At 58.3% G+C, this 16,229-nt stretch carries 13 protein-coding genes and 2 pseudogenes; 7 read left to right on the top strand and 8 right to left on the bottom strand.

From position 1 onward, the window contains the following. Together GPK42_RS02160 and GPK42_RS02155 are read left to right on the top strand one after the other, a co-directional pair. A pseudogene (locus GPK42_RS02160) lies at nt 1-353 on the top strand (hypothetical protein); the annotation flags it as partial. Beyond that, nucleotides 319-1,017, top strand: a complete 699-nt coding sequence (locus GPK42_RS02155) for a helix-turn-helix transcriptional regulator (protein WP_229026434.1) — start codon at nt 319-321, stop codon at nt 1,015-1,017. The pseudogene GPK42_RS02160 and the gene GPK42_RS02155, both read left to right, overlap by 35 nt. 282 nt (nt 1,018-1,299) lie before the next feature. Here the strand turns inward: GPK42_RS02155 and thrB are convergent, their stop codons facing one another. Continuing rightward, a complete protein-coding gene (thrB, locus tag GPK42_RS02150; RefSeq protein WP_006234874.1) occupies nt 1,300-2,181 on the bottom strand; it encodes a homoserine kinase in 882 nt (293 codons plus the stop codon). Between the two features lie 208 nt (nt 2,182-2,389). Next, on the bottom strand, nt 2,390-3,907 hold the full coding sequence (thrC, locus tag GPK42_RS02145) for a threonine synthase (protein ID WP_215693227.1): 1,518 nt from the start codon (nt 3,905-3,907) through the stop codon (nt 2,390-2,392). A gap of 104 nt (nt 3,908-4,011) precedes the next feature. On the opposite strand from thrC, the gene GPK42_RS02140 reads away from it, so the two are divergent. From GPK42_RS02140 to GPK42_RS02130, 3 genes are all read left to right on the top strand, one after another. Beyond that, nucleotides 4,012-5,400, top strand: coding sequence for an aspartate kinase (locus tag GPK42_RS02140; RefSeq protein WP_117766542.1), 1,389 nt, complete (start codon nt 4,012-4,014; stop codon nt 5,398-5,400). Nucleotides 5,401-5,574: 174 nt separating this feature from the next. After that, nucleotides 5,575-6,600, top strand: a complete 1,026-nt coding sequence (locus GPK42_RS02135; protein WP_215693226.1) for an aspartate-semialdehyde dehydrogenase — start codon at nt 5,575-5,577, stop codon at nt 6,598-6,600. Nucleotides 6,601-6,950: 350 nt separating this feature from the next. After that, nucleotides 6,951-7,529 carry a methylated-DNA--[protein]-cysteine S-methyltransferase gene (locus tag GPK42_RS02130; protein WP_239057599.1) on the top strand — a complete coding sequence of 193 codons (579 nt, stop codon included), beginning with the start codon at nt 6,951-6,953 and terminating at the stop codon, nt 7,527-7,529. A 206-nt stretch (nt 7,530-7,735) separates the two neighbouring features. Here GPK42_RS02130 and GPK42_RS02125 read toward each other — a convergent pair whose 3' ends face one another. The 3 genes and pseudogenes from GPK42_RS02125 to GPK42_RS02115 form a co-directional block, all read right to left on the bottom strand. Beyond that, on the bottom strand, nt 7,736-7,930 hold the full coding sequence (locus GPK42_RS02125; protein ID WP_117635684.1) for a chloride channel protein: 195 nt from the start codon (nt 7,928-7,930) through the stop codon (nt 7,736-7,738). Nucleotides 7,931-7,962: 32 nt separating this feature from the next. Continuing rightward, nucleotides 7,963-8,310: pseudogene (locus GPK42_RS10200) on the bottom strand (Abi family protein); the annotation flags it as partial. A gap of 171 nt (nt 8,311-8,481) precedes the next feature. After that, nucleotides 8,482-9,120 carry a GyrI-like domain-containing protein gene (locus GPK42_RS02115; protein WP_215693224.1) on the bottom strand — a complete coding sequence of 213 codons (639 nt, stop codon included), beginning with the start codon at nt 9,118-9,120 and terminating at the stop codon, nt 8,482-8,484. 271 nt (nt 9,121-9,391) lie between these two features. Here GPK42_RS02115 and GPK42_RS02110 point away from each other — a divergent pair, with 271 nt between their 5' ends. Beyond that, nucleotides 9,392-10,093 (top strand): ABC transporter ATP-binding protein, encoded by a 702-nt coding sequence (locus GPK42_RS02110; RefSeq protein ID WP_215693222.1) that lies wholly within the window; start codon nt 9,392-9,394, stop codon nt 10,091-10,093. A 5-nt stretch (nt 10,094-10,098) separates the two neighbouring features. Continuing rightward, nucleotides 10,099-12,864: an FtsX-like permease family protein gene (locus GPK42_RS02105; RefSeq protein ID WP_252200035.1), complete on the top strand. Its 2,766-nt coding sequence runs from the start codon at nt 10,099-10,101 to the stop codon at nt 12,862-12,864. A 116-nt stretch (nt 12,865-12,980) separates the two neighbouring features. Here GPK42_RS02105 and GPK42_RS02100 read toward each other — a convergent pair whose 3' ends face one another. The 3 genes from GPK42_RS02100 to GPK42_RS02090 form a co-directional block, all read right to left on the bottom strand. Then, nucleotides 12,981-13,301 (bottom strand): multidrug transporter, encoded by a 321-nt coding sequence (locus tag GPK42_RS02100; protein ID WP_195235102.1) that lies wholly within the window; start codon nt 13,299-13,301, stop codon nt 12,981-12,983. Between the two features lie 452 nt (nt 13,302-13,753). Continuing rightward, nucleotides 13,754-14,668 carry a helix-turn-helix domain-containing protein gene (locus tag GPK42_RS02095; RefSeq protein WP_215693220.1) on the bottom strand — a complete coding sequence of 305 codons (915 nt, stop codon included), beginning with the start codon at nt 14,666-14,668 and terminating at the stop codon, nt 13,754-13,756. Nucleotides 14,669-15,101: 433 nt separating this feature from the next. Beyond that, nucleotides 15,102-16,181 (bottom strand): 6-phosphofructokinase, encoded by a 1,080-nt coding sequence (locus GPK42_RS02090; protein WP_215693218.1) that lies wholly within the window; start codon nt 16,179-16,181, stop codon nt 15,102-15,104. Between the last annotated feature and the right edge of the window lie 48 nt (nt 16,182-16,229).

Genomic DNA, 16,229 nt, shown 5'->3' with positions numbered 1-16,229 from the left:
CAACCGTATTCCAGATTCTAGGACGCCGGGCCGACTCGCTTCGGATGGGGCTCTACACCAACTTTCTCGACACTACCCTCAGGCAATTGCAGCGCATTATGTTTTTGGGGGATTTGGGCATTCAATATGCGCTTATGAGTGAGCGTGCGTTCTCGGCGATTAAGTTCCGCGATTGGAAGCAGGCTTCGGGAGCTGAGTTTTATCCCAAACGATTTGAGCGAGAACAGAACGCTCGACGAAAGTACCTGGATACGGTAAACGGATTTGACTCTGATGGTGTCGACATTAGGGATTTGATGGCAGGGAGGGTTGATTTAAATGATCCAAGAGTTAACGGATCGTGGGCCGAGTAGGACATATCCCGTCTATTACCTTGAGGACGCAATGAACAACCTCGGGGATTGCTTCGACTATGCCGTTAACGATTACGGAGCAGAAGGATCGGAAGTTGCTGAACTCTTTTGCCTGAGCGGCGTAGCTCGCGAGTTCGAACGCGGCAACGCATGGGTAGTGTCGGGAAAGTCGGGCGTTGAACTATTTGCGCTCATCTCCGAAAGATCTGGTTACCAAACAGGGTCGATGCCAGATCGGACCTACCGATTTGAGAAGACACCAGAATATTGGACGGGCTGGATACTGGCATATTTGCAGTGGCGCCTAGGGGGATCGTTCGAAGATCTGCTTCATGTTGTTCCATTTGATGCGCTGCGAAACCTGTACTACCCTTGGCATGAGGCCTCGGAGGAGCGCGTGGCGCGCCTTGTCTGTGATATGGCGAAGAAGGCGCCGCGTCAGACTAAACTGGCGCTAGCAAGAAAGAGGATTAAAAAAACCCAACAAGACCTGGCATACGAATCGGGTGTATCGCTCCGTTCAATCCAAATGTACGAACAGCGCCAGCGAAACATCAACGAAGCCTCGGTAACGACAGTGAGGGATATTGCAAAAGTCCTACACTGCAACATCGAAGACCTCCTAGAACCAGTCTTCGAATACAAAGAAACAAGCGCAGCGTAAACCAAGCGCACAGGCGAAGCCTGTCACTAGTAAGTGCCCCTACCTAGCAAGAGCCCCTACCAATAAAAAGCAACTATCAGCCCGGCGCTTTTACAAAGCGTAGGTCCCTGTAGCCGCCGTCAGCGAAGCTAACGTAGGGGAGGCCAGGGGCTTTGCCCCCAAATCTTTCCGCAGGACGGCAGGACCCCCGCCGCACGAAGTGCGCAGCGGGGGTCCTGCCATGTCCGAGGACGATTTGGGGGCAAAGCCCCTGGCCTCCCCGGCGAGTATACGGGACGGCGACTACAGGTATTCGATCTGGGCGCCTTCCGTGTCGCACGTCAGAATATGCGTATCGCACTTGGGGAACTGCTCGCGCAGCTTGACCTGCAGGAACTTTGCCACGATGGTGTCGTCGGTCACAGCCATGAGGGTCGAGCCCGAGCCGCTAATCCAGATGGTTTTAGCGCCGCCGTTAAGGCAGGTGTCGCGCACGGCGTTGTAGTCGGGAATCAGGCGGCGACGATAGGGCTCCTGAATGCGGTCGTCATTAGCGGCGGCAATCAGGTCAAGGTCGCCGGTCTCCAGGCCGCGCGTCATGCCGGCGATGCGGCCCATTTGCCATACGGCGGTGGAGAGTGGAATCTCCTGCGGCACGACCTTGCGCGCCTCGCTCGTATGCACCTCGTAGGGCGGAATCACGGTAATAAAACGCAAGCGATCGCTCACCTCGTAGCGCAGGCACTGGGGGAGCGAGTCAGTCGGCGTAAAGGAGCAAACGGCACCGCCCAGGATGGCAGGGGCGACGTTATCGGGATGGCCCTCGACTTCGGTGGCAATGCGAACCAGCTCGGCGCGGTCGACGGTGTGGCCTGTCAGTGCGGCGGCGGCCATAATGCCGGCGACGACGCAGGTGGAGCTGGAGCCCAGGCCGCGGGCGACGGGCACGTCGGTCTGGATGTCGATGGCAACGGGAAAAGCCGGCTCGCCCCATGCGGCCAGCGCATCGACAAAGCTCACATAGACCAGGTTGTTCTCGTTTTGGAACTCCTCGGGGCAGCCCGTGATGGTGAGTTTGTCGGCGCGCTCGAAGGTGAAGTGCGAGTAGAGGCTGACGGCCATGCCGAGGGTGTCGTAGCCGATGCCTAGGTTTGCGCTCGTGGCTGGGACGGTGATCTTGATCATTGTTGTTGGTCCTCCTGGGGGTCGGTTTCACGCTTGCTCCGCTGCTCGGACAGTCCTGCTCGCACGAAGGCCACATTTAGTGGCCTTCGGCTCGTGCGGAACTCGCGACGGAGCAAGCGTGAAACCGACCTACGCCGTCTCCTCACCGCGCTGGGGAGCCAAATTAAAAGAAAGTGCGCCGGCTTTCGCCGGCGCCTTATAGGGGGTTTTAGTTGGTAGCCATCTTTTTTGCTGCAGACTCTACGTAGTTGGCCATGTCGGCTACGTCGCAGACGTCTTCGAAGCGGACGGGTTTGGATTCGAGTTCGGCGAGCTGGGTCGGGGCGACCGTGTTGGTGGCCTGCTCGAGCACGCGCATGGCCTCAAAGTCGTCCTCGGGAACGTTAAGGCCCAGGGCGTCACAGCAGGCGCGCGGGAACTTGTAGGGGCTGGCGGTCGAAAGCAGCACGCGGGCCTTGGCGCCCTCGGCAGGAGCGACCTTTTCAAAGACGTGATAGCCGCAAGCGGTGTGCGGGTCGATCACATAACCGTTCGCATCCCAGCAGCTCTTGATGGCGGCGCGGACCTCGTCCTCGCTGGCCCAGCCGCAGCCAAAGACGCTCTGGATCTTGGCCAGCAGCTCGGCGGGTACCTCGTAGCGGCCGGTCTGTGCCAACTGCTCCATAAGGCCGGCAACGAGTTCGCAGTCGCCGTCGGACAGGAAGTAGAGCATGCGCTCCAGGTTGGAGCTAATAAGGATGTCCATCGACGGCGAGATGGTCGTGAAGAACGGGCGGTTGCGGTCGTAGACGCCGGTAGTCAGGAAGTCGGCAAGCACGTTGTTCTTGTCGCTCGCCACGACGAGCTTGGCGACGGGTAGGCCCATGCGCTTGGCGTAGTAGCCGGCCAGGATGTCGCCAAAGTTGCCGGTCGGCACACAGAACTCTACGGCGTCGCCGGCCTCGATGGCGCCGGCGCGCAGCAGCTGCGCATAGGCGGCAAAGTAGTAGACGACCTGCGGTACCAGACGACCGACGTTGATCGAGTTGGCGCTTGAAAGCACCGTGCCGGCGGACTCAAGACGCTCGGCAAGCTCCTTATCGGCAAAGATGCGCTTGACGGCGCTCTGGGCATCATCGAAGTTGCCGCGGATGCCGCAGACGGCGACGTTGTCGCCCTCTTGCGTGGACATCTGCAGGTTCTGGACGCGGCTGACTTTGCCTTCGGGATAAAAGACGGTAATACCCGTGCCCGGAGCGTTGGCAAAACCGGCGAGTGCGGCCTTGCCGGTGTCGCCCGACGTGGCGGTGACGATCATGATGCGCTCGGCGCCGCCGTCCTTGGCGGAAGTGCGGGCCATCAGGCGGGGGAGCATCTGCAGGGCGACGTCCTTAAAGGCACTCGTGGGGCCGCCAAAGAGCTCCATCACATAGGTCTGAGGGGCGTCAGCGCCCGGCGCAGCGTCGAGTTTAACGAGCGGCGTAACCTCTTCACTCGCGAACGTGCCGCGGTATGCCTCGTCGACACACGCCGAAATTTCTTCGGCCGTGTAATCATTCAGTAACATTCCCAACACATCTTGAGCGATTTCAAAGTACGATTTATCTGCAAGCGAGCTGATATCGACCTGCTGGGTGCCGAGCTCGTCCGAGACAAACAGACCCCCGTCGGGAGCGATGCCGGTACGGATTGCCACCTTACTTGAGCACGATAAAGTGCGTCCTCGTGTACTATGATAAGTTCCCATATAACACTGCTCCTCGGATGCCTTGGTCCCAATCAGTGAAACCATGGTATCAGAGCGTGCAAAATAGGTTCGCAGAGGCTTTTTAGAAAGGTAACCTCCAGCCCATGATTAAGATTGCCAAGTTTGGCGGCTCGTCGGTCGCCGACGCCGAACACTTCAAGAAGATCAAGGCCATCGTCGATGCCGACCCTGCCCGCCGTTTTGTGGTGGTTTCTGCCTGCGGTCGCCGCTTTAAGGGCGACACCAAGGTGACCGACCTGCTCTACCTGGTTAACGCACACGTTAAGTATCACGTGTCGTGCGAGGAGCTACTCGAGGACATTGGCCAGCGCTACTTTGATATCGCTGACGAGCTGGAACTCACCTATCCCATCCGCGAAGAGTTTGCGGCCTTTGCCGAGCGCGCCCGCTCGGGCGGCTACTCCACCGAGGAGCTCGTGAGCCGCGGCGAGTACTTCACCGCTCGCCTGATGGCCGAGTATCTGGGCCTGCCGTTCCTGGATGCCGCGACGGTCGTTGCGTTCCATCACGACGGTACGCTCAGCATGAACCGCACCTCCGAGCTGGTGCAGGAGTACGGTCAGCAGGGCGGCTTTGTTATGCCCGGTTTCTACGGCGCGACGCGTGAGGGCCAGATCAAGCTGCTCGATCGTGGCGGCGGCGATATCTCGGGCTCGATTTTGGCTAAGTGCCTGGGCGCCGACCTTTACGAGAACTGGACCGACGTCTCGGGTTTCTATTCTGCGGATCCGCGTATTGTTCCGGAGGCTCAGCCCATTGCGCGCGTTACCTACGAGGAGCTGCGCGAGCTTTCGTACATGGGCGCAAGCGTCCTGCACGAGGAAGCCGTGTTCCCCGTGCGCGAGGCAGGCATTCCGCTGGTCATCAAGAACACCAATGCGCCGCAGGATCCCGGCACCATCATTAGCGAGACGGCTGATGAGGGCGAGGCAGAGCCCATCATTACCGGCGTGACCGGCAAGCGCGGTTTTGTCGCCATCAACGTGGCCCGCGACCGCACCAAACCGCGCGTCGGCTTTATGCGCCGCGCGCTTTCGGTCTTCGAGCGCTATGACGTTTCCGTCGAGCATATGCCCACCGGCGTCGACCGCTTTGGCGCCGTGGTGCAGGAGCAGGACGTTCACGATTCACTGTACTCGCTCGTGGGCGACATTCAGCAGGAGGTCGAGCCGCTCGAGATCGAGGTTGTCGAGGGCCTGGCACTTATCGCGACCGTCGGCCGTAACCTGCGCGGTCGTGCCGGCATCTCGGGCCACCTGTTTGGCATGCTTGGCCAGGCTGGCGTGAGCGTGCGTATGATTTCGCAGAGCTGCGACGAGATCAATATCATCATCGGTGTGGAGGAGAAGGACTTTGATCTGGCGATTCAGACCATTTACCGCGCCTTCTCCGACGAGAACGGCATTGTGAAGGTCTCCGATCTGGAGGCTCCCGCGCCGGTCGATCCCGCCCTGGTCGCGCTCCACAAGTAGCTGCCATCCCGTTGATTTTTTGGGACATGTCTCATAAATCTACGGCGGGGCGTTTCGTTTCGGTTTCGTTTCGACGGGGCGGGTTTCGTGCCCGCCCCGTTCTTGTATACACTGGCAACAATAATCGGCCTGCTCGGCGTGCGGGCAAAAGCCACAACCTTTAAAGGGGGAAGCATGAAACAGTACACGGTTGCTATTTTGGGCGCGACGGGAGCCGTGGGCACCCAGATGCTCGAGTGCCTCAACGAGCAGGAGTTTCCGGTCGGTAAGCTCAAGCTGCTGGCGAGCGCGCGCTCTGCGGGCAAGACCGTTGAGTTCCGCGGCGAGCAAATCGTGATTGAGGAGGCTTGCCCCGAGGCCTTTGAGGGCTGCGATATTGTGCTTGGTGCTGCCGGCGACGATATCGCCAAGGAATTGCTGCCCGAGGCCGTAAAGCGCGGCGCTGTCGTGGTCGACAACAGCCATGCCTTCCGCATGGATCCCGAGGTGCCACTGGTCGTACCCGAGATCAATGCCGACGATATCAAGTGGCATCACGGCCTTATCGCCAACCCCAACTGCGCGACCATTATCGGCCTGGTTCCCACCTGGCCGCTGCATCAGCTTGCCGGCGTAAAGCGTATGATCGTGTCCACGTATCAGGCAGCTTCGGGCGCCGGTGCCCCCGGTATGGCCGAGCTCGAAGCACAGCTTGCCGCCCTGGGCCGTGGCGAGGAGATTCCCGAGCCGCGCGCCTTCGCCGCCCAGCTGGCGAGCAACCTGATTCCGCAGATTGGCGGCGTCAAGGAGGAGGGCTTTACCTCCGAGGAGATGAAGCTGCAGAACGAGGGTCGCAAGATCATGCATCTGCCCGAGCTGCGCGTGAACTGCACCTGCGTGCGCGTGCCCGTGCTGCGCTCGCACTCCGAGAGCATTACGCTCGAGTTTGAGTGCGACATTACGGTTGAGGAGGCCCGTGCTGCGCTGGCTGCCGCTCCGGGCGTCAAGCTGGTTGACGACATGGGCGCCGAGGATGCGCACGATCGCTTCCCCATGCCGATGGATACGTCCGACCAGGACCTGATTTGGGTCGGTCGCGTGCGTCGCGACATCTCGAATCCCGAGGCCGCGCGTGGCATCACCTTCTGGTGCTGCGGCGACCAAATCCGTAAGGGCGCGGCAACCAACGCCGTCCAGATCGCTAAGCTGCTCTGCGAGTAGTGTGGCCTGTCCGGCGGGGGCCGGACTTAGTTTTCAGAACGTCCTCGACCATGTGTGGCGCCTTGTCCTGCTCCTTCGGAGCCGCGGACAAGGCGCCACACTGGTCTGCGGAGTGTTCTGAAAACTGAGCCCGGCCCCCGCCTACGGTGACGCTGCTGCAAGCGGCCTGCGATGGGGTCGTTGTTGGTTGAGGCCGCTGGGCTGATGTGGGGGCGCGTGGCTGTTGCGGGCCCTGGTCCCGGCGGCGGCCTCGGCGCTGCGCGCCTGCTGCCTTGGGTGACTTTGGGGTCGATTGGGGTTGTCTGCACAATTCGCGGTATTATGTTGCGGAGTTTTGAAAGGAGCCGCTGGTGGTCACGACGACGTTTGCTTCGCCTTTGGGCGAAATCTTGCTTGCCGCTGATGGCCGCGGTCTGACGGGGCTTTGGTTTGAGGGACAGGAGCATTTTGGCTCCACGCTTCTCAAAGAAGATCCTGAACATGTTGAAGGCGCCGATGCAGTTTCTGGTGCTGGCGGCATGTCGTCGGTGAGTCCTGCAAATGGTGCGGCTTCTTCGGTGCTTGAGCGTTCGTGGGCTTGGCTGAATGCTTATTTTGCAGGGCAGGAACCTCGGTTTACGCCGCCGTTGCATTTGATTGGCACGGCGTTTCAGCGTGAAGTTTGGTACGAGCTGCTTTCTATTCCGCGTGGCGAGGTCGCTACGTATGGCGAGATCGCCCAGCGTGTTGCGGCTCGACATCGTGTGCCGGGAAATGAGACACCCGTTGTGTCTCCCCGTGCCGTGGGGGCCGCGGTCGCTCGCAACCCTGTTTCGATTATTGTGCCATGCCATCGCGTGGTGGCGGCCGACGGCTCGCTTAACGGATATGCCGGCGGGCTTGATCGCAAGGAGTGGCTGCTTCGGCTTGAGGGCGCGTACGAGGAGTAACACTCGAGCGCTTTGCATAGCCAAGATGCCGTGAAAGAACGGGACATGCTTTCCGAATGGAGGCTCAGACGGAAACTACGTCCCGGAATTCCGTTTTAAAGCGGGATGCGCTTTCCGAATGGCGTTCCAAGCGGAAACCGTGTCCCGGAATACAGCCTCAGAGTGGGACACCGTTTCCGGCTGAGACCACCTGCCTGGACATCGATCTACGCCCGCTCCTGCAGGGCGTAGATGGACTTATCCATGTTGAACAGGTAAGCCACAACGCAGACAATAATGAACATCGGCAAGTTACCAAAGCCGAAGACTTCGCAGCCAATAAGGATGGGTGCGAGCAGCGTATTGGTGGCGCTGCCAAAGACGGCTGCGTAGCCCAGTGCGGCGCAGAGCTCGACGGGCATGCCGAGTTGAGCCTCGTTATGGCGACATCTGGGTAACAGAAAGGCCCGCGTTCCTCAGAGGCAAGATAGGCAATTCTGCTTCTGAGGTAGATCTCAATTCTGCCGACCGCACTGCCGACCGCATCAAACATTAACTGCCGGAGGGCTCGGTCAAATTCATACGTGTAGATGATGGTTTCGAATGTTGTGCCTTCGCGAAAGATGGTAATCCCGGACTTGCATTTGGTTTTGTAGGGAAAACAGTAGGCCGACAGTCTGTAGTGGCCGACTTCGACCAAAGCTCGCTCGAGTTCGCTTTGATCAGAGCACTTAAGACCCCTGTATTCTGTCAATAGTGCTATTTGTTCGTTGATGGATATCCGCGACTTCCGGTATTTCATTTAAGCCTCTTGATAGAAAAAGAGCTGGAGTTGCGCATCGTTGAGAGGCTTTCCAGCTTTAGCAAAACAAACTTATAAGATGCGACGGGCCGCGTCAAGATAATTACCGGACGGCCTAGGAGGCGGCTGGTTGGCTGGCTTAAAACCTAGCGCGTGAGATGACGCTCCACGCTATTCAGCGCGCTTGATAGGATGACGAACCACAGTCTTAAGTTTCTCCGGTGCACATTTGCGTGGATCGGAGAGATAGATTTCGTGATGGAAACGAGTGTCTGAGAAGTCGGGGACATAGCCCTGCTCGGTCGTGTATTCATTCATAGCGCCTACGGTCGCCGGTTCGTTGTCGTAGGGCCCGGTGTGCATGCATTGAACGCAGAGGCCCTCGTCAACTTTAAGCAGCTCGACGGCAGAAAAGTCAAGTTTCTTTTTGGTCGTGGCTTCCGCGACTGCCCAGTCAAAGTCATCTCGGGTGACGAAATCGGGCAGGCGAATGCACGAGATAAAGTTGAAATCGTCCTTGCGTACATAATCGATGTCGCCGCTCGGGGAGTCTTGCCACCAGGAACCCTCGAGCGGCGGTACCACAAAGTCGAAATAGCCCTTGATACTCCTTGAGCCTTTCTTCGACATCTTGACGGTATAGGCGATGCCGTAAAGCAGCGGCAGGGCGTTTTGATACTCGCCACCTTCGGTATTTGGGTTGCCCTTTCCGCGAACGGCAACGTAGCTCATAGGCGGGACAGTTACGATGCTCGGCTTGCTTGCAGGTTTGTAGAGCTCCTTGCATTCCTTCTTAAAGTCGAACGCCATGTTGGCCGCCTTTCTGCGTATTGGCCTGCTTAGATAACGGAATCATATCATAGAAACGAACAGCTGTTCGAATGATTTTGCTGACAGATAGAGATGCGTGCGTTGTGTTTGGCGGTCGGCCTGACCCCGTCGATGATTTCTCTGCCTCCCCGGCGCCTCATCTATGGCTGTCGTTTCCCCATATAAAACCTGCCAAAATGAACCTGTCCCTTTTTGGTCGGCGTGAAATGGGTAATACTAAAGAGTTATCCGACCAGATGGGAACCGATCGATGGCCTATATCGAATTCAAAGACGTCATCAAAGCATACGGCGAGGGCGATGCCCGCATCCATGCGCTCGACGGCGCGAGCTTTACCGTTGAGCGCGGTGAGCTCGCCATTATCCTGGGCGCTTCGGGCGCCGGCAAGACTACGGCGCTCAACATCCTAGGCGGCATGGATACGGTAACCTCCGGCTCCGTGACAGTGGACGGGCGCGACGTGAGCTCTGCCAACGAGGCGCAGCTTGTGGAGTACCGCCGCGCCGACGTCGGCTTTGTCTTTCAGTTCTACAATCTGGTTCCCAACCTGACGGCGCTCGAAAACGTTGAGCTTGCAGCTCAGATCTGCCCCGATTCGCTCGATGCCGAACAGACGCTTCGCCAGGTTGGCCTGGGCGAGCGCCTCTCCAACTTCCCCGCGCAGCTATCGGGCGGCGAGCAGCAGCGCGTGTCCATTGCCCGCGCACTGGCCAAGAACCCCAAGCTGCTTTTATGCGACGAGCCCACGGGTGCACTCGACTACAAAACCGGCAAGCAGATCTTGCAGCTGCTACAGGACACCTGTCGCAATCAGGGCATTACGGTCATTATCATCACCCACAACTCCGCGTTGGCGCCCATGGCCGACCGCCTAATCCGCTTTAAGAACGGCCGCGTGGAGAGCGAGACGGTCCAGCAAAATCCCGTGCCGATCGAGACGATCGAGTGGTAGCGCCCATGGACCAAGATCGCCATAACAGCCAAAATCACGATACGGATCACGTGAGTCGCGACCGGGAGCTCGCGACCTACCGTACCGCCCAAAGCTCAAACGATATGGTGCCGACGGTATTTCGCCGTGGCATCTACCGCACAATCCGCGGCAGTCTTAAGCGCTTCTTGTCCATCGTGGTCATCACCGCGCTCGGCGTGAGTGTGATGTGCGGCCTTAAGGCGGGCTGCGAGGATTTGTGCGATTCGGTCGACGCCTATTTTGACCAGCAGAATGTCTATGACATTAACGTGCAGTCGACCTGTGGCCTTACGCGCGACGATCTCGCGGCTATCCAAGAGATCGACGGCGTCGAGACGGCCGAGGGTATCTACACCGAGACCGCCTACACCGCCGTGGGCACAACGCGCGAGCGCGTGGTCGTGCAAAGTCTCTCCAAGGAGAACATCGATCAGCCAGTGCTCGTGAACGGCGATTTGCCCGAGAGCGCCGATGAGGTGGCGGTAACTTCGAAGTTCCTGAAGGCTTCGGGCAAAAAGCTCGGCGATACCGTGAGTTTTGCCGCCAATGACGCGAGCTCGTCCAACCAAAGTGCCAAGGATCAGTTTGCCGCGGGCGATTACACCATTACGGCCGAGGTCCTCGACCCCACTGATGTGAGCTCCGACTCGACAGTCAACGCCTTCCGTGCCGCTTCGGCTGCGGACTATAAGTTCTATGTGAGCGAGGATGCCGCGACATCATCGTCCTACTCCGCGGTCCACGTGATCGTCGAGGGAGCCAAGAGCCTCAACTCCTACTCGGATGCCTACACGGCAAAGATCAATGAGGTCAAGGGCAATATCGAGAAGATCCGCGAGGAGCGTGAAAAGGCGCGCGTCCAGGAGCTGACGGTTGACACGCCGGCAAGCTTGGATGCGGCTGAGCGCCAGGCCGCCATGCTCTTTGGGATTGAGCAGGATAGCATCAACCGCATGGCCGAGGGCAGCGAGGAGCGCGTCCAAGCTCAGGCCGAGTTGGACCAGCGCCGCGCCGCCGCCGATCAGCAATTCGCCGATGCCCGCGCCGAGCTTTCCAATCTGGGTGAATGCACTTGGTACATTCAGGACCGCGGTAACATCGCAAGCTACTCGAGCGTGGAAAGCGATAGCTCGTCAATTGAGGCCATCGCCACGGTGTTCCCGTTTATCTTCTTTATCGTCGCCGTGCTCATCAGCCTCACCACCGCCACGCGCATGGTCGAGGAGGAGCGCACGCTTATTGGCCTGTACAAGGCGCTTGGCTATTCACGCGAGCGCATCCTGTCCAAATACGTGGACTATGCGCTGTGGGCATGTCTGATCGGCGGCGTGCTCGGCAACATCATCGGCTTTGTGGGCCTGCCACTGTTCTTGTTTACGGTGTTCGACGACATGTACTCGCTGCCCCAGATGCTGCTTTCGTACGATATCGTGTCTTCACTCGTGTCGGTGGCGCTGTTTGCCGTGGGCGTGGTGGGCGCTACGATTATCGCCTGCCGCCACGAGATGGCCGAGACCCCAGCCTCGCTCATGCGTCCCAAGGCCCCGCGCGCCGGCTCGCGCATTCTGCTCGAGCATATCGGCTTTATCTGGCGCCGCATGGGCTTCTTAAACAAGGTCGCTGCACGCAACCTATTCCGCTACAAAAAGCGCGCCTTTATGACCATCTTCGGTATCGCGGGCTGTACGGCGCTTGTGATCTGCGGTATGGGCATCCGCGATACGTCGGTGGCACTTTCGCCCAAGCAGTACGGGCATATCACGCGCTACGACCTGCTGGCGGTCGCCAATCCCGACGATTTTTCACAGACGTGCGCGGCATTGGATGGGCGCAGCGCGTCCAATGATTCCAACGTGACCGTGACTTCGACGCTGCCGATTATGACCGACAACGTCACCTTTACATTTGGCGGCAAGAGCGAGACTGTGCAGCTGATCGTGGTGCCCGATGACCGCACGAGTGACTTGGGCGATTACGTGCGTCTGGAGGATGAGTCCAAAGAACCGCTGCCTTTGCGTGACGGAGACGTGTATCTGAGCAAAAGTTCACAGCTGGTGCTGGGGATTCAGCCGGGCGATACGGCTCACGTCCAGGATTCGTCGCTCAATGTTGCCAAGGTCAAAGTCAGCGACATTTCGCTTAACTATCTGGGCAACACGCTTTACATGACGCAGGGCACCTATGAGCGCACGTTCGGCCGAAGCGCGCGTCTTAACGGCATCTTTGCACTGCTCAAGGGTTCGTCGGCCGACCAGATTGCGTTTAGCAAGAATCTTAAGAGTGACGGTTGGCTTACGATTTCGAGTACGGCCGAGCATTGGGAAAACTATGAGGCGAACTTTACGATTATCAATTCGGTCGTGGTGCTCGTGACCTTTATGGCGGCGTGCCTGTCGTTTGTGGTGGTGTTTACGCTGTCCAACACGAATATCTCCGAGCGCGAGCGCGAGCTGGCGACCATTAAGGTGTTGGGCTTCCGTCGCGGCGAGGTGCACCACTACGTCAACAAGGAGACGTTGATCCTCACGGCGATTGGCGCCGCACTGGGCGTACCGCTAGGCGGCTTGCTGGCCGAGAGTTTTACGTACATCCTGCAGATGCCGTCGCTGTATTTTGATGTTGAGGTCGAGCCGCTGAGCTACGTGCTATCCGTGTTGCTGGCCTTTGCCTTTACGTTTATCGTCAACCTTGCCACCAATCGAACGCTCAACAAGATCGACATGGTCGGCGCCCTCAAGAGCGCCGAGTAACCTGCCAAAAAGGGACAGGTATATTTTGGCAGGTTTTATCTGGGCAAACGCCGGACAACCATTAGGTGGCCCAGCGTTTGCCCCGTTTTGCTGGGGATGTCTGTCGTTCAGTGCTCTTACTGGCCAATCCAGTGTTGCGCATAGCTCTTAATGTCTTCGGTAAAACCGTCAAGGTCGTCAAGGGTGATCACGCTGTCGATAAGCAAATTGGCTATCTCGCGGTGCATTGTGCTGCGGCGAATGTCGTTTGCAATTACGCCTGAGGACAGCTTGTCTCTATTGAGGCGCTCTTCTAGTGCCCAAAATCTACTGGACGCTTCGCTGTCGCCGTTCAGCATCTCAACGTACTGGCCGATGAGCTTTTCCATATAACGTTCTTGCCATTGAGGAAGCATTTTCTTAAACAGCTTCCAGTCGCTTTCGGTTACGTCGCGCATATGTTCTCCGCTCGTCAAACGGGCTTTCCATTTGCCTTTCATTTTATTTGGTTTTCGCTCGCAGGTGCGGATGAGAGGCTCTCTTTAGCCTTCGAGATTGGGCTTGAATGGGTCGTATGCCACAAAACGGGCCTATCTACTACGTTTAATTGGATACCCTCAACCATGCCGGGAAAACGAAAAATAAAACCGCAGGTAGAAGGCCTGTCGATTTTCGAAAAAGGCGGTCATGGTTGGCCCCATCGAGTTAAACGTAGTAGATAGGCCCTTTTCGTGGCGGACCATCAAACGAACGCCGACGCTTGTGCTGTAGCCGCTCCGATCATTCGTAAGTTGCGGTGGAATAGTTCCTAAATTCGACTACTCAAGGCTAAAACCGGAACTATATCACCGCAACTTAGGAGGGAGGGGCGGGGGGTACTAGTTGGGTGCTGCCGTCGGGCTGGGATGGTTTAGGCTCGTTCGCGATGCTTCCATCGTTTACGGCACCAACGCATGAGTGCTTTTACGACCGGGATGGTGATGAGAATTACCCAGGCGGGATGGGGTTGCCCCAGACAGAGCCACATGTAGAGGAACCATGCCTCGGCACTGACCGAATAGACGACATCGATCAGCTTAGATAAGTGGCGTTGGTCGATAAAGTCGCCAAGCGCGTAATAGACGGGAATCAAAAAGACGAGGAAGAGTCCCGTAGCCCATGTGCCGTAGGCAATGCCGAGCACCAGGTAGGCGAGGGTGACGAGCGCGGGGAAGGGGAATTTGTTCCATGTACGTCCGACCTTGGTGTGGAAATGCTTGCCATGATGGTCGAGCTTGTCGTGTGCTTCCTTCCAGCTGGAGAACGTCTCGCCGTCGATGGTGACGGTGCCGTCGTCATTGGTATGCACGCTATGTCCATCGTCCTCAAGCGTATCGACATGCACGCCGTCCGGCCCCACATGCACCTCTTCGCCCTTGCGCTCGTTGGTCACATGGATGCCGTTCCAGCCAACATGGACTTCCTCGCCTTTATTGGGATCAATGACGTGGATGCCGCGCGCGAGGGAAATATCGACAAGTGGTTTGTCGCCGCAATCGGCGTGCTCGGCAGAATCTTCGGCCTCTTTAGCCTCATACACCGTTTCGGTGCTGCCGTCCTCTGAGCTATCAGCATCGCTAGCCGCTTCCCCATACAACAACTCATCCAGCGACACGCCATACAGCGCGGCGAGCGCAATGAGGTTATCGGTATCGGGTGAGGACTCGCTGCGTTCCCATTTACTGACAGCCTGACGACTCACACCCAGCTGGGCGGCAAGCGCCTCCTGAGAAAGCCCGGCGGCCTTGCGGCGATCAACGAGCCGCTGCGCCATCGCAAGATCCATGGTGGTTCCTTTCGTTTGATGGTCGAATCGAATGAGCCGAGTATGCCGAGAACAACCGGTAGCGACCACCATTTCTAGTTAGAATCTGCTCCAACCCTACCGCAACTACCGGTAGCAACCCCTAACGACCAGCCATTTCAGGACAAATGTCAGTGCAAGTAGCAGCCAAGAGCCCCCACTCAGTAAATTGCGGTGGAATAGCTTCTAGATTTAGCCATTTGCGGGCTAAGCAGGAACTATTTCACCGCAACTGAATTTCAGACCAGGCACCCGCAGCAAGAAGACGAATTGCCTCGGCGAGTATGTAAACGAAGGACCCTCCGACCCCGCCCGACGATTTCGATTGGCGACCTTTGACGGAGTCAAGGGAGGAGCCAAATCGAAATACGTCGGGCGGGGTCGGAGGGTCCGATGGGATGGATTTCGGCCGAGGCTATTCGTCGCCGAAGCTGATGCCCAACGCCTTGGCCTCGCGCACCAGATCGCTCTGGGGGTCGACAAACTTGAGCTTGCCGGCGACCTCCTCGAGCGGCATGTGGCACATCTTGCCGTCGCGCAGGGCAATCATGTAGCCAAACTCGCCGCGCAGGCAGCCGAGCGCTGCCTCGACGCCGCACTGAGTCGCAAAGATGCGGTCCTGGGCGTCGGGCTGACCGCCGCGCTGCGTGTGGCCGGGGATGGCGACGCGGGTCTCGCGACCGGTCTTGGCCTCGATCTCCTTGGCGATGTCGTACACGATTGACGGGCTCGTGCGCTCGGCGAGCTTCTTCTTGTACTCCTTCTTGGACAGCGCCGCGTCCTCCTTGGAGATAGCGCCCTCGGCGACGGCCACGATAGTAAAGCGGCTGCCGGTCTCCATGCGATGCTCGATGGTCTTGATGACGTTATCCATGTCGTAGGGAATCTCGGGAATCAAGATGACATCTGCGCCGCCCGCGACGCCGGCATACAGCGGGATCCAGCCAACCTTGTGGCCCATGATCTCGATAACGAACACGCGCCCGTGACTCGACGCGGTGGTGTGGATGTCGTCGATGCACTTGGTAGCGACGTCGATGGCGCTCGTAAAGCCAAACGTCAACTCGGTGCCCCAGGTGTCGTTATCGATGGTCTTGGGCAGCGCGATAACGTTGAGGCCCTCTTCGCGCAGGCGGTTGGCGGTCTTGGTGGATCCGTTGCCACCCAGCATAAACAGGCAGTCGAGCTGCAGTTTATGATAGGTGTGGACCATTGCGGGCACCTTCTCGACGCCATCGGCCTCGGGAACATCCAGGCGCTTGAACGGCGTACGGCTCGTGCCCAGGATGGTGCCGCCGCGGGTGAGGATGCCGCTAAAATCGGCGGGCGTCATGACGCGGAATCTGCTGTAGATAAGGCCCTGGTAGCCGTCCTCAAAACCATAGATCTCGATAGGTTCTTCGCTATTTGTCATAAGCGTTTTGACGATGCCGCGCATAGTGGCGTTGAGCGCCTGGCAGTCGCCGCCACTGGTAAGAAGACCGATCCTAAGCATGATGAATCCTTCCGGGCAAGTTATAACATGCGCATAAGTTTACCCCCG

This window comes from Collinsella aerofaciens, assembly GCF_018785265.1.
Classification (GTDB): domain Bacteria; phylum Actinomycetota; class Coriobacteriia; order Coriobacteriales; family Coriobacteriaceae; genus Collinsella; species Collinsella aerofaciens_AI.
This window is presented reverse-complemented; position numbering and strand designations above follow the sequence as displayed.